This window comes from Lentimicrobium saccharophilum, assembly GCF_001192835.1.
GTDB classification, from domain to species: Bacteria; Bacteroidota; Bacteroidia; order Bacteroidales; family Lentimicrobiaceae; genus Lentimicrobium; species Lentimicrobium saccharophilum.
The window spans coordinates 1378877-1392113 of the sequence record NZ_DF968182.1; the positions used below are offsets into that span (position 1 = coordinate 1378877).

Sequence of the window (13237 nt, forward strand, 5' to 3'; positions counted from 1 at the left end):
GTTACTGCAGTCCACCCTTGTATTATTGTATGCCTGATCAATTACTTACCGGTTCGCACTTTGCTGACCGTTTTATTCTCATATACATAAACATATTCACCTTCGGTTGTGAGCGAAGTGGTTGCTCCCTTGCGTGCCTTAAACTCAAGGTACTTACATGTATTCAGATCAAATGCGGCAATATCGGCACCTTCGGTCTTCATAATCACAATGTTGTCGAACCGGTCTTCGAGCAGGGATGTTTTATATTTTCCGTTTGCCACCAGGTCGCCATTGCTCATTTTGAAGGTTGACACTCCTTTTTCGCCGATTACGGCCACCATATCTTTATACGGGAAAATCATCTGGGCGTTGCCGACACCGCCTTTAGCCACAGGAACCTCGTACAACTCCTTGCCGGTATTGATATCCATTGAATACAAAGCTTTTCCGCTTGAAACGATCACATTGCCGCCTGCTTCTATCATGTTGGTGATGCCTTTGCGGAACCGCTCGGAATCCCACACCAGCGAACCGTCGCTGGTGTTGAATGCCTGAACCCCGTTGGGTTTAACATTGGGATACCAGATCTTCCATTCTTCATAAACCGAAACAGAGCCATCGGCGTTCTGTGTCCTCCGGTAAATATAAGCCTGAGCTTCAACATTTCCGCCAATCTGAAGTACTATTTTATCTCCCATGATATACATATTCGGAATTGCCCGCGCTTCTTTAATTTCAGGAGAGGTCCACAACAGTTTACCTGAGTTGGCGTCATACTTCTTAATATATTGACTCCTCCGGTTCGACATATCCAGCACATAAAGGTCATCGCCAACCCTCACCGGATCAGCCACCGCACCATAAACGCCAAATTTTTTGGCATTTGCCGGCCGTTTGCCCAATCCGTCAGGGGTGTAATCGAATGCCGCAGACCATAAGCTGGCACCGGTTTTCAAGTCATACACCTGATAACCGTTCATCATAAGCATTACTTTATCCCCGTCAATAAAAAGATCATATAAAAACTCACGGGATATTACCTTTCGCTCAGCCCTTCCAATATAAGTATTCTCCCAAATGATATCACCATTCCGGATATTGATTTTCGCTATCTGATTTTTAAATCCCGTGAACAGGGCGCCCAGTGAGCTCGGCACAAAGTTGACCATTACCATATATCCGTCAGTCGTAATGGCATACTTGCCCACCACACCTTTGAACTTTGTGGTCGACCACCGCTCCTCTCCTGTCCTTGCCCGGATAAATACAAGTTCCTTCTTGAGAGAAATTGCAAAGCTTTGTTCCTCCGGAATGTACACTACATTCTCTTCATCAACATCCTGGTATTTATCTGTTGACCACAGAAAATTACCACTTTCCATCTCTACAACAGCCAGCACATCTTTTCCCATTTTACGGTCAAAAAGAAAGATGACATCAGACTCCCAGAAAGGGATAAGGTCATCAATTTTGCTCAGTTTCGGGGCAAGTTCTTTGAATTTTTTATTCCATTTAGGTTTCCCGGTTTTGTTGTCAAAAACTGTAATCTCCTTGTCGGAGGCAGCATAGCTGAAACCACGCTCCTCGGTTCCGGTACCTGTATGAACAATCTTGTGATCCATGCGCGATTCCCATACCAGCGGCATGTCGTCCTGGGCTTTTGCCGAAATTAATCCTGCATATAAAGCAATCGGTAACAGAAAGTGTTTTTTCATAAAACTGAAGTGTTTGGTGTTGATTAAAACTTGAATGTATACTGGAATTTATAGCTTTTTCCTTTGGGTACCCTGAATCCGAACCGGTAACGTTTTACAATGTCTTTCAGGCGGTTTTGCATGGCAATGTGGTTTGCACCTTCGTTCACCACAAATACAGTTGCCACTTCACCCTTTTCGCGCAGGGTTATATCAAATACATATGTTCCGCTGAGGTTACTTTCACTGATTTCCCTGAAAAAAGCCGATCCGGGTGCTGATGAGACAGAATCTAGTTCTGCAATGGCTTTTCCGATGATTTCATCCTTTATCTGGTAAAAGGGCTTTTTCTGCCCCGAGGCATAGAGTACCGGCAACAAAAGGCACAAAACAAGCAGTCTTTTCATGAATATTCAGATTATTGTTAAAAAAACAAGACTTAAATTGGCAGGTTCATCAATCTGACAGTGTTGTATTTCATCATTTAGTTCCTGTATCTATAATTCCAGTTAATCCTGAGGAATGTTCCACAGCAGCAACTGATTGCCGAAAGTCGCCAGAATGGCCTTGTCTCCCGGCAGGAACTCAAAGAAGACCCTTCCATCGGATGGAAAGTCCAGCTTACTTATTCCTTCCAACACCCTAGAGCCCATTTCAAACCGTAACTTTTCAACAATACGTAATATTTATTAACAAAAGGCCTGATTTGCTTGACATTTCAGGTTTTTTAGTGTTACTTTGATATTACGTAAATACGTTACATTATGGTTTTACATCCAGAGTGGGCAACCCGCCACAAACGTAAAGGAACTGAGCTTAGACTGCTCAACGGTCATTACTACCTCTATGAGGTTAGCAGTAAATGGAACCCGGAGAAAAAGAGACCCCAAAAGATTACTGGAAAACTCCTGGGAAAGATTACTGAGGAAGACGGTTTTGTTATGTCCGATAAAGACCGGCTTCGAACAAAAGAACCCATGATTTCTCACCTCTCGGTTAAGGAATATGGAGTTACTCATTTTATTACAGAGATATTGGAGCAATATCCAAAACTTCTGCAAAAACACTTCCCCTTACATTGGCAAACGATCATGGCTCTTGCCTATGGCCGGATACTTCACCAGGCGCCATTAAAAAACATGGCATTTCATTTTCAACACAGCTTTTTATCCGAGCTATATACAGATACAACTCTGTCAGCCAAAGAACTTGGATGGGTTTTGCGTGAACTTGGCAATAGCCGAAGCGATATTGTGGCGTTTTTCAGAGAATTTAGCAAAGCCAACGACTGTATTCTGTTTGATGGCACCGACATTAATTCGTGCTCGGAAAAGATTGGCATAAATAAGAATGGAAAGAGCAAAAAAGGGACTTACGACAAACTTATCAACCTGATGTTTGTCTTCTCAGTTGGACAGCAGTTGCCAATATATTACCGGATCACACCAGGAAACATAAAAGATGTGAAGTCCTTCAAACTCTGCCTGAAGGAGAGTGGGGTAAAAGATGCCGTGATAATTGCTGATAAAGGGTTTTATTCCGAGAACAACGTTAATCAGTTGTATGGCGAAGGGCTAAAATTTATAATCCCCCTCAAACGTGATAGTTTGCGGATTGATTATTCAAAGATCAAGCAGACAGATAAACAGATTTTTGACAACTATTTCAAATTCGAAGACAGGTTTATCTGGCATTACACCATTCAATCAGGGCAATTCAATACAGTTGTTTATTTGGATCCGGAGTTGAAAACGAGAGAAGAACGTGATTTTCTTGACCGCATAGAAACATGCCCTAAAAAATTTACCATTGAGAAATTCCATCAAAAACAACACACTTTTGGTACCATCTCCTTACTGAACAACCTGGAGAAAACCCCTAAAGAAATTTATGAAGACTATAAGAGCCGCGACCAAATCGAACTGATGATAGATACGTTGAAAAATGTTGTCGAAGCAGATAGAAGTTATATGCAGGACGAGCAAGCCCTTGAAGGCTGGATGTTTATCAACTACATCAGTTTGCACTGGTACTACAAGTTATTCCACCTGCTCATCAAGAACAATCTCAACAAAGTGTATTCCCCGGCTGACTTTCTGAAAATACTAACCGAAGTGCGCAAAGTAAAAATCAACGAATCGTGGCATAATGCCGAGATCACACGGAAAACCGCTGACCTGATCGGAAAAATTGGTGTGCATATTACGTAACTAAGAAAAGTTACGGTTCAAACCTGTGCAACACCTGTCCGGTTACGGCATCATCGATGCGGAGTTCAGGAAATTTGCCCCAGCTTACCACGCCCATGTATTTCCCTTCATGACTTTTGCGAAAAGCCGGTTCATAATTCGAATTGGACGGGAAAACTGTACGGGTACTTTTAAAATTCACAGCATCGATCACACTGATAAAATTTTGCCGGCCGCTGGCAGCTGTGGCTGCTTTGGTATACGGAATACTCAGGCAATAAAGTTCCCTCCCGTCGGCCGACCACTCCAGCCGGTATACATTATCATAATATTCATTTACAGTAGCGACAAACGTGAAATCGGAAGCATTGTACACAGAAATAAGTTGCTTGAATTTAAGATTAAATTTCAGCGCTTTAGGGTTCTTCCTGAACTGGGGGTCGTTTTTAAGATATGCTTCCGCCGGCCGGTGCGACACAGCTATATATCTCCCATCAGGACTGATTTCCAAGCTATTGGTTGCATCCTTAATGGTTCTCCTTTCCACAATTCTTCCCGTGCTGAGCTCATAAAATTCCAGAACATCATTGGCGAGGGCAACCGCAAGTCGTTCATCAGGTGTGATCTTTACATCATGATATTTCTCAAGCCGCAATACCCGTTCACCGCTTGCAGCGTCAATCACCTCAAAATTCACCTCACGGTCACGATTCGGTGAGAAATCCAGATAATATAACTGCTGAAGCAAAAGATACCTGCCATTTGAAGACCAGTTCACCCTGGCTCCGGCATACCAGTTACCTACATCAAACTGCCTGATTATCGAGCGATTGCGAAAGTCATAAATATACAACGGAAACCCTTGTGTACATGCAATGGCCAGCAACCGCTGATCAGGCGACATGGCCAGGCCCGAATGAATGAACCGGTTATCCGAAACTTTGAACTTTTCGTAATCCGCGTTGATATGCTGGGCTGACGCTTCAGCCAAAGCTATGGCCAATAGCAAAAACAGTCCGGTACGTATGTAGGGTAAAGTATATCGCATAAATTGACTTAATTCAACGGCCAATTATAACAAAGTTAAATGCTTTGAGTTTCTTCCGGCATTACGATCGTTCTGGGTTTAATTAGCCCAATAATAAGTTATGAAGGTAATGCAGCCGGAAGGTCGTAAAACACACAAATACATACATTTGATTTACAGAGTTTTAATAAAATTATTGCGGGTCCGTAATGATTAAATTCGGATTGAAGTTTTCGGTTTGAAGAAAAACAGTACAAAAAAAATCCGTAGTGTTCGGTAATAAAATACCTAACAATACGGATATGAAGGTTACAAAGGGCAGGATCAGTGGACTCTCCCTGCAGGCTGTAATCTGAAATTGCTTAAAATGAAGCCCGCAAAGCTATGATAAAATTGCGTCCCGGGGCACTGATCCCTGAAGCAAACGGACGATAAAGCTGATCGGTGATATTCTCCACTCCAGCATTCAGGGTAAAATTCCTGTTAATATACCAGGCTGCCTTGAAATTCAGGGTAGCCCAGGCGGGAACATAAGGATTGCCATTCCCGTCTTTTGCATAGGGTGTAGCATCGGTCCTTTCTGACAGCGGAAGATCTTCGTAATCCAGGCCGGCATTATATTCGGCATAAAGATCGAAGCGAAGTTTCGGCAGCTCCCAGGTAAGGTGCGTACTGCCAAAAAATGGCACCGCGTGTCGCAGCGGATAGTATTTCAGGCTGTCCTCGCTCTGTTCCTCGCCATTCTGCCAGTTAAAAGCCGTACTCAGTCCGAAGCCCCGGCCCAGGTTAGCCTTAAATCCGCCCTGAAGGCCGAATACCCTGGCACTCGTGATATTCTGTATGGCCTGCACCCGGCTCAGTTCACCATCATAAACAATACTGTCGCGACCGTTGTAGCTGAAATCGCGGCGGGCAAGCGCATCGGTCAGCAGTGTATAATAAAGGCTCAGGTCAGCTTTCAGAAAGTCGCCCATTGTAAAAGCGAAGCCACCTTCGGCGTTCCATGCATACTCAGGTTTCAGGTTGACATTCGGGACAACCACCGACCCCGGCTCTGAATCGAATACTTTTCCCAGGTCATCGATATTCGGCGACCGGAAACCTGAAGAAAAATTGGTATACAGCTTCCAGTTGTTCTGCGGGCTCCAGGTTATACCCAAACCTCCGTTCAGCGCACCGTTGCCAAGTGATGCTTCGGTAAACGGGAAAGGAAACATACTGGTGTCAAACGCAGCCTCCATCGCCACATAGCTGTAGCGAAAACCGGCATTCACGGTGGTTTTCTGATTCAGCTGAAGGCGTGCCGTAGTATAGAGTGCGTATGACTGCCAGGTGGAGCCGTCAGGATACCTTGTATTCACAGAGCTTACCTCTCCGGTTTCGATATGCTTCCGGTTTGCTTCAGAACCTACCTTGTTATAGACGGCTTCTCCTCCGTAAAACAAGGCAAGTTTTTCGCTCAGCCTTTTGTCCAGATCCAGATTCAGTGAAAACGCGTTCACTTCTTCATACTGATTGCGCAGCCGCTTATTGTTCATTTTACGGTCATGCCGGCTCTCCTTATAAAGCTGATGCGCTGCAACAATCCGGAATTGATCAAAAATGCCATCATCGCTTCTGAGCCTGGCAGACAGCCGGTTCATCATCCATTGCTGCGGCCCGTAATACCACTGGGCATTTACCAGACTGCCATCGTCATCGGCGAGATAAAGCCGGTCATAACGGGGAGCATCGGACGTCCCTGAGTAATAGAGTGTATAGTCCAGCTCCGAGCCGGCATACGGCTTGAATGCAATCTTCTGAAGCAGGCTGTACTGACTGTAACCTGAATAAACCTGTTTCTGCGGATCATCATTCTCAACAGTAATATCCTGGCCATTCTCCGTTTTCTGGTAAACCGGCCGCAAAAAATAGGAATTTCCGTTTGATCCTGCTTTCAGGTCATCAAAATCTGACCATGTCGCACTGGTTACAAAAGCCCATTTTTTCAGCCCGGCCGAAAAGTCAAAATGTCCTGTTTTCTCCAGGTTTGCCGATGAAAATCGTGCGAAAGCATTGCCCTTTATCGTGGATTTGCCGTTTTGCGAAAAAACAGGTGAAAGGGTATGAAAATCCATTACCCCGCCAATGGCATCACTACCATACATTACTGCCCCGGGACCAAAAAGAATTTCATTACTCTCCACGGCAGCCGCATCAATGGAAATGACATTCTGAAGATTACCTGTTCTGAAAATCGCGTTATTCATCCTGACGCCGTCAACCACCAGCATAACCCGGTTGGTTGCAAACCCCCGTAAAATCGGTGATCCCCCTGCCAGCTGGCTTTTCTGAATGTATGCATAACCACCGACACTGAGCAGATCGGCAGCCGTTTGCGGATTGGCAAATGCGATCTGCTGCATGCCGATTTTTTCGACACGCTGCGGAATCTCTCTTTCGTTCTGCTCCCAGCGGTTGGCCGAAATGACAACTTCATCCAGGGTAATGCGTGAAACAGCCAGATCGATAAAGAAATTCAATTTTTCAGCGTCGGCGTATGAGAGCATACGGGTCTGATAGCCAATATGCCTGAAGACTATTTCTGGAGCCCCCCTGAAGCCTGAAAAATCCACCTGCCCCCTGCTGTTGGTCGTTGCCATAACCGCCGGATTTTCCGATATAATGGCAACATTGGCCAGCGGCTGCCCGGTAGTGCGATCCGCAACTGTCAGCTTTTGAGCCGTCAGGCCTGCCGACATAAATAAACAGGCCACGGCAATAAAGTATTTTATTGACATTTATAATAGGATTGAGAATTAACAATAAATGCAATACATCAGAGGCAAAAAAATGCTTCTGATAAATATGCTGTTTTAAAAATTCATTAATTATACAACTTGCGGAGGAGGCGCATCAATAAAAATACCCGGTTGCTTATAAAAAAGTATAAAAATGGCGTCCAGTATCAGAAAACCGGAATCGGGCCGTATATTTTCAGCATCAGGAGGGGTAAACAAACCTCCCATCAGTAAAGAATAGAAATGGATGGCTTTGGTGTGTGCCGGATGCCTTGCCGCCTGGCTCTTTGTCATACGGTCGAGGTTGGCAAACAAAAGGGTTTCCTGACGGTCTGTAACACAGTGCAGCAATGTTGCACCATCGGGGGCCCGCTCCGATCTTACCACATCATACATCACCCCTCTGTAACGAAATTCGCGCGAATGAATCCAGTAAAAATCTTCAGCGTTTTCAGCCGTATGCCGGATAATCGACAGCTCTCCATCAGGAACACCCGCCTTGATCATCATCTTGATCTCTTTACGGATTTTATCCTGCTGCAGCCTGAAAAGAAAATAATAAGCCGTGCCATTGAGGCTCAGCGACAGAAGCAGCAATATGGGAATAATTCTTTTCAACTGACCGAAGTTCGTAACCGGCAAATTTAAAGATAAACATCGGATCACCTCACCGTTTATCCGAAAAACGCTTTCTGATGACTTCTGCTCTTATGTATAAATGATTCTTCAGGATTCAGGTTTTGTAATATGATTTACCCTAAAAACCAACATTCAGGAGAATATTTCTTCTCCTTGCAACCAGGTCGGTAAGCTCTATTACCATATCCCCGTTTACTTTTCTGGCCATGGGGAGGATATACTGCTCAGTCTGATCCAGGTATGACAGTATTTTAGCTGGTTCATGAGAATCGCGGTGCAAATCGGTAAGATTGCTAATCCGGTCGGCACATTTCAGGATCAATGCGTTGCGGGATCCATTCTCCAGCACCCTTGCAAGATATCCGGCTTTGGTCTCATACGGCTGGCGGGTTACCTCAAGCACGAGTTCCACCACCTGAGGACCATCATGATCAATATTTCGGATCTCGTCCAGTTCGGTTTCAGGCAGCTCCTCAAACAAATCGTGCAGCAATGAAGCTTTAAGCAGGACAGGGTCATGTACAAGATGATAGTCGAGCAGAATCCCCAGCGTTGCAAAGGAATGCCTGAACTGGTTGCCGCCCACCTTCCGGCTGACACCGACAAGGGCGGTAGCCTTCAGAATGTAAGGCGCCAGCACCAGATTCTTCAGTAACTCCAGATCGTTCATTCTTGAAGTTTACGATATCTATTTCCGGTAAACGGTAAGCGGGTAAAAATGTTTCAATCTTACTCAATCTGTTGCTCTCCCCGGCCGGCAAGATAGCGTTCCCAGCGGTCAAGCACTGCGCGCATATCAGCAGGCAACGCCGAGTCAAAAAACATCTCTTTCCCGGTAACCGGATGGTTAAATCCAAGCGATTTTGCATGAAGCGCCTGTCGTGGACAGATATGAAAGCAGTTTTCCACGAACTTTCTGTATGATCCGGAGGTCGTGCCCTTCAGTATCTGGTTACCACCATAACGTTCATCTCCGAAAAGCGGATGGCCAAGGTATTTCAAATGGGCGCGGATCTGGTGCGTTCTGCCGGTTTCGAGACGGCATTCGATCAGGCTCACATAATCGAAACTTCGGAGCACCCTGTAATGGGTGACTGCGTGTTTGCCATGACTGCCGTCCGGAAAAACGGCCATAATCAGCCGGTTGTTCAGATTACGGCCTACATGACCTGTAATTGTCCCTTCGGGTTCCCTGGGCGTGCCCCATACAATTGCCTGGTAGGTCCGGCGAATGGTGTGATCGAAAAAATTCCGGGCAAGGCGGGTCTGGGCCTCTTCAGTTTTAGCAACCAGAATAATCCCTGAAGTATCCTTATCGATGCGGTGAACCAGTAAAGGCATTGCATCGGTCTGTGCGCCGGGCCGGCTGCGCATATGCCAGACCAGGGCATTCAGCATGGTTCCTTCGAAGTTGGCGTAACCGGGATGAACAACCATTCCGGCATCCTTATTGATCACCAGCAGATGTTCATCTTCATATACAATATTCAGGGGGATCTCTTCGGGAAGCACTTCAGTATCCCTGGGCGGATGAGCCATCACCACGGAGATGACATCCAATGGCTTAACCCTGTAATTCTGCCTGACGGGCTCACCGTTCACCAGGATATTTCCGGCTTTGGCTGCCTGCTGAATCTTGTTCCTGGAAGCATTTTCGATGCGGATCATCAGGAATTTGTCAATCCGCAACAAACCCTGACCTTTATCAGCTATGATGCGGTGATGTTCATAGAGTTCGTTCTCTACATTCTCGTCATCCGCAAATTCAGGAGAGTCATGTTCTTCAAAAAAATCTTCGGCTTCCGGCATCGGGTACAAGCTTTACCGGTTGATGATCAGTTTACCCCGGCCGATTACCTGATGGTCATCGCTGATCAGCTGCAGCAGATAGAAGCCCGGAGGAAGCATCGATAAATCCGGCTCACGGGAGAAGGCTTGCTGACTGATCATTCTGCCGTCAGTTCCTGTTACTGTGAGCGTCAGACCATTGGACCTGACTTCATCGGGCAATTCAATGACTATTCTGCCATCCGCAGAAGGATTTGGGTAAATAATCAATTTTTCCGCTTGCTTTGTTTCCGGGATTCCGACAACTTTCAATTTTCCCAGCACCGGCCTGATCATCAGGGCTCCTGCATAGAGGCTTTGTCCCCAGCCTCCGAAGGTGCGGTAAAAGGTATTCGCCGAAGCATCGTTATTCCAATCGTAACCGAGGTTCAGGTTATCTGAGGTTGTCTGTTCCCATCCCACATAGAAGATCAGGTTAGGAAAGCGGCCCGGCTCTATTTTGATGATACTGTCAAGTTTATAGGTATAAAACTGGTTCAGGCTGTCTTCGTATGCCGGTTCATATCCGAAACGCGAATATATCAGCTCCCCGGGCTCACCGAAATAGTCGTTCCAGACATTGAGATAGAAACTTTTCACATTACCGCCGGTAAGGGTCTGGTTGAAATACATCTGCACAGCGAGCAGCGAATCGGCCCTGTTGAGCCTGAATTTATAAGCCAGCTGGGCGCCTGCGGGCGTCAATCCATAGCCCGCTTCTGCAGTGCCGTCATCATAAGAGAGGAAATTTGCAAAAACCTGAACATTCCTGATGGTGTCATTCTGCCTCCGGCCCAGGTTGGCCTCGGTATTCACAATATGCGTGGTTGTATAAGTAACCTTCTCCTGAGTGCCGATCGGGAATACAAAATTTACCGGCGGACGTGCAAACGGCTGATGGGTAACATAACCCGAGGTAATGAACGGTGGGACAAAGAAATTTCCGGCTGTGTAATAATGAAAAGGCTCCTGATAATCACGGGAAACCTCATAGCGGTAAGATGCATTATAATCAATGCCGTCGAGGTTGGTGATCCTGATGTTCAGGCTGTCGCTCATTTCATTTACGAAATTGGCGCGGTATTGGTTGTAGGGCATGCCAGTATAATTCCGGAGCATATTCGGTGCTTTGGCTGCAAAGGCTACATCGCGATGCAGCGTATCGTAAATACCCCGGCCTATATTCAGATAGACATAATCGATGTTCCACTGATCACCGTTGCTTTGCCAATCAGGCAAGATACCACTGGCCAGACTAGCATAGTTTCGAAACCGAAAACGGAAATCACCGGTATAAAACCTGGCGCTGTCAAGAACAGGAACCATTACCTGACGAAACCACAGGCTGTCGCTGGCATAAAAAGTGTTAAGCGATTGTCCGGATGTACTCCAGACCTTGCGCCATCCTTCCAGCATAACCGTATCCATCACAGTTGTATCAATCCCGTTGATGGTAGTATCCACCGGAAAAATGATGGTCTGGGTCTCTCCGGGGGCAAGAAATTCCAGCACCAGTGAATCATTTCTGGCAGGAGCATTGCCCCTGCCCTGCGGCTGATAATAGAAGCTGAAGTATACAGAATCAGCCCGGGTGATTTTGCGTTTAACCGGTGAAAAAACCGAATCGAGGCGTATGGGCTGTGATGTTAAAAAATCGGCCATAAACGGATAAGGGCTCGCATTGCTGTATAGCCTGCCAAGATGATCAATGGCGTCGAGGGTGGCAACTCCGACAGTTGGCGGGAACATGGCATAATCGTCACTGATAAAGGCATCTGAATCTGACCACAGTTCCGGATCCGGCAAAACAGACCTTCCGCTGAAATCATCAAAAAAGGGGAGCAATAAGGGAGTAACAACTGTACGCCCGGCATCACGGTCAACAGATTCCATTTTTACCCTGGAATTGATCTGCAATCCGGTAATCACTTCCTGTGAATAAGAAGATAAGGGAATCAGCAAAATAATCAAAAGCCGTATAATCGTTCGGTTTACCATACCAGAAATATTATATTTTGCATGCCAGCGCCGTTTATATAAATGTTAAAAGATTGAATCATTGACCACCTCCAGCGTGTCGGCACCCATAGTCTGAAGGTAAGCATCAAAATCGAACTTATCCGGGTCCCTGAATACAAGACTTACTGTTTGCCCGGCGTTCAGCAAAAGCCCCCTTACATAGGAAGGCGTCTGGGTATAAACCCTGGCGGTTTCCGGATCTGCATTGTCTTCAAAAACCTCCTCCCCCGGACCCAGGTATTTGTTCTTCAGCAGTTGTAAAGCTTCCTGTCTGGTCTTCCCGATCAGGAACGGCACCTGAAAACGGGTACCTCCAACGCTCTGCCCCACCCTTAACTCAATCACCGACCCCTTGAGTATCTCAAATCCGGGATCAATGGTACTTCCCCGGTAATATTGCCCGAGCACTGCATTGGCGGCGATATCGGGAACATAACTGATATTACCCAGCTTCAGGCCGTAAGTTTCGAGTGTGGCTGTCGCCTGACGAAGTGAGAGGTCGACAAGGTCGGGCATACTCACCTTTTCGGGCATCACGGCAACAGTAGTCAGGTAAATCTTGCGGTGGCGCTTGACGTTTGAGCCTGGCAACGGATCCTGAATAATCACCGATCCTTTTGGCATTTTAGAATCGAATACCGAATCGACAATGATTACTTCAAAGTCAGAGATGGTTTCCAGCTGGCTGATCTGGTCAGGCGTTAAGCCGACAAGCGAAGGCACTGCTATGGACTCCCCGTGATGGGTATACCATTTCAGCGCCCACAATACCAGGCTTACAATCAAAATTGTCAGTACCACCGATAAGATGAAATGCCTGACAAAAACACGGGTCTGAATAAATTCAAAAAAGTTCATGCATGCAAACTTATTCCGGAAGACAGATCGCCATCAGCCATATAAAAACCCGGACAGGATAATAAACTACCGCACAAACAAATTATTGCACGTCACTGCAAAGATATAAATAATTGAGAGGCCTGAAAAACGACGGATTTTTAAAGATTGCCACACTGTCAAAATATTTCTCTTTCCGCAACAGGTCCTGCCTTTCTCATGAACCACTCAACTGAGTGCCAG

The 13237-nt window shown here is 46.0% G+C and carries 11 protein-coding genes; 1 reads left to right on the plus strand and 10 read right to left on the minus strand.

The window, feature by feature from the left end; all coding sequences use genetic code 11:
• Positions 1-41 precede the first annotated feature (41 nt).
• From TBC1_RS05110 to TBC1_RS18235, 3 genes are all read right to left on the minus strand, one after another.
• Positions 42-1697 (minus strand): outer membrane protein assembly factor BamB family protein, encoded by a 1656-nt coding sequence (locus TBC1_RS05110; RefSeq protein ID WP_062039425.1) that lies wholly within the window; start codon positions 1695-1697, stop codon positions 42-44.
• A 23-nt stretch (positions 1698-1720) separates the two neighbouring features.
• A complete protein-coding gene (locus tag TBC1_RS05115; RefSeq protein ID WP_062039428.1) occupies positions 1721-2083 on the minus strand; it encodes a hypothetical protein in 363 nt (120 codons plus the stop codon).
• Between the two features lie 102 nt (positions 2084-2185).
• Entirely contained in the window at positions 2186-2317 is a 132-nt protein-coding gene (locus TBC1_RS18235) for a hypothetical protein (protein ID WP_262490407.1), read from the minus strand.
• Positions 2318-2440: 123 nt separating this feature from the next.
• Here TBC1_RS18235 and TBC1_RS05120 point away from each other — a divergent pair, with 123 nt between their 5' ends.
• A complete protein-coding gene (locus TBC1_RS05120; protein ID WP_062037166.1) occupies positions 2441-3886 on the plus strand; it encodes an IS1634 family transposase in 1446 nt (481 codons plus the stop codon).
• Between the two features lie 10 nt (positions 3887-3896).
• Here the strand turns inward: TBC1_RS05120 and TBC1_RS05125 are convergent, their stop codons facing one another.
• The 7 genes from TBC1_RS05125 to TBC1_RS05155 all read right to left on the minus strand — a co-directional run bounded on the left by TBC1_RS05125 (position 3897) and on the right by TBC1_RS05155 (position 13015).
• A complete protein-coding gene (locus tag TBC1_RS05125) occupies positions 3897-4913 on the minus strand; it encodes a WD40 repeat domain-containing protein (protein ID WP_062039431.1) in 1017 nt (338 codons plus the stop codon).
• A gap of 341 nt (positions 4914-5254) precedes the next feature.
• Positions 5255-7672: a TonB-dependent receptor gene (locus TBC1_RS05130; RefSeq protein ID WP_062039433.1), complete on the minus strand. Its 2418-nt coding sequence runs from the start codon at positions 7670-7672 to the stop codon at positions 5255-5257.
• A gap of 90 nt (positions 7673-7762) precedes the next feature.
• The gene (locus TBC1_RS05135; RefSeq protein WP_137305441.1) at positions 7763-8290 is read right to left on the minus strand and encodes a hypothetical protein; all 528 of its coding nucleotides are present in this window, start codon (positions 8288-8290) and stop codon (positions 7763-7765) included.
• Between the two features lie 139 nt (positions 8291-8429).
• Entirely contained in the window at positions 8430-8981 is a 552-nt protein-coding gene (locus TBC1_RS05140; RefSeq protein WP_062039439.1) for a hypothetical protein, read from the minus strand.
• 59 nt (positions 8982-9040) lie between these two features.
• Positions 9041-10120 (minus strand): RluA family pseudouridine synthase, encoded by a 1080-nt coding sequence (locus TBC1_RS05145; protein WP_062039442.1) that lies wholly within the window; start codon positions 10118-10120, stop codon positions 9041-9043.
• Positions 10121-10132: 12 nt separating this feature from the next.
• Positions 10133-12136 (minus strand): T9SS type A sorting domain-containing protein, encoded by a 2004-nt coding sequence (locus TBC1_RS05150; protein ID WP_062039445.1) that lies wholly within the window; start codon positions 12134-12136, stop codon positions 10133-10135.
• A 45-nt stretch (positions 12137-12181) separates the two neighbouring features.
• Positions 12182-13015, minus strand: coding sequence for a PASTA domain-containing protein (locus TBC1_RS05155; protein WP_062039448.1), 834 nt, complete (start codon positions 13013-13015; stop codon positions 12182-12184).
• Between the last annotated feature and the right edge of the window lie 222 nt (positions 13016-13237).

Bases quoted from the DNA above. Each gene is read 5' to 3' on its own strand.
- TBC1_RS05110 (WP_062039425.1), bottom strand. From the start codon at position 1,697: ATGAAAAAACACTTTCTGTTACCGATTGCTTTATATGCAGGATTAATT.
- TBC1_RS05115 (WP_062039428.1), bottom strand. From the start codon at position 2,083: ATGAAAAGACTGCTTGTTTTGTGCCTTTTGTTGCCGGTACTCTATGCC.
- TBC1_RS05120 (WP_062037166.1), top strand. From the start codon at position 2,441: ATGGTTTTACATCCAGAGTGGGCAACCCGCCACAAACGTAAAGGAACT.
- TBC1_RS05125 (WP_062039431.1), bottom strand. From the start codon at position 4,913: ATGCGATATACTTTACCCTACATACGTACCGGACTGTTTTTGCTATTG.
- TBC1_RS05130 (WP_062039433.1), bottom strand. From the start codon at position 7,672: ATGTCAATAAAATACTTTATTGCCGTGGCCTGTTTATTTATGTCGGCA.
- TBC1_RS05140 (WP_062039439.1), bottom strand. From the start codon at position 8,981: ATGAACGATCTGGAGTTACTGAAGAATCTGGTGCTGGCGCCTTACATT.
- TBC1_RS05145 (WP_062039442.1), bottom strand. From the start codon at position 10,120: ATGCCGGAAGCCGAAGATTTTTTTGAAGAACATGACTCTCCTGAATTT.
- TBC1_RS05150 (WP_062039445.1), bottom strand. From the start codon at position 12,136: ATGGTAAACCGAACGATTATACGGCTTTTGATTATTTTGCTGATTCCC.
- TBC1_RS05155 (WP_062039448.1), bottom strand. From the start codon at position 13,015: ATGAACTTTTTTGAATTTATTCAGACCCGTGTTTTTGTCAGGCATTTC.